The organism is Ureibacillus manganicus DSM 26584, assembly GCF_000772945.1.
In the GTDB taxonomy this organism is placed as follows: Bacteria; Bacillota; Bacilli; order Bacillales_A; family Planococcaceae; genus Ureibacillus; species Ureibacillus manganicus.
The window spans coordinates 1-376 of record NZ_JPVN01000075.1 but is presented as its reverse complement, the minus strand read 5'-3'; the positions used below and the strand labels follow the sequence as shown (position 1 = coordinate 376).

Sequence of the window (376 nt, the reverse complement as noted above, 5' to 3'; positions counted from 1 at the left end):
TCCAATTTACGATCGACAAAACTGCGCCAATCATCACAGAGGTTGAAGACGGCAAGCATTATCAAAGTGTAGCCCCAGTCTTTAATGAAGGAACGGCTATCTTAACGATGGATGGTGGACCAGGTACTGAATTTGTATCTGGCACTGATATTACAGATAACGGTCAATATACGCTTGAAGTAACAGATACTGCAGGAAACAAAACAACTGTAAAGTTTACAGTGGATAATCAAGCCCCTGTCATTAGTGGTGTAGTAGATGGAGAAATCCGAAACAGCCAGTTCGTCCCAACCTTTAATGAAGGAACAGGACGAATTTCAATGGATAATGGGGAATTCAAAGAGTTTATTTCAGGCTCCACTGTAAGTGATGAAGG

Annotated in this window: 1 protein-coding gene; it reads left to right on the top strand. The window is 41.5% G+C overall.

Annotation, left to right across the window (positions count from 1 at the left end):
• Nucleotides 1-376: Ig-like domain-containing protein (locus CD29_RS20570; protein WP_036190757.1), on the top strand; the 376-nt coding region annotated here is incomplete at both ends.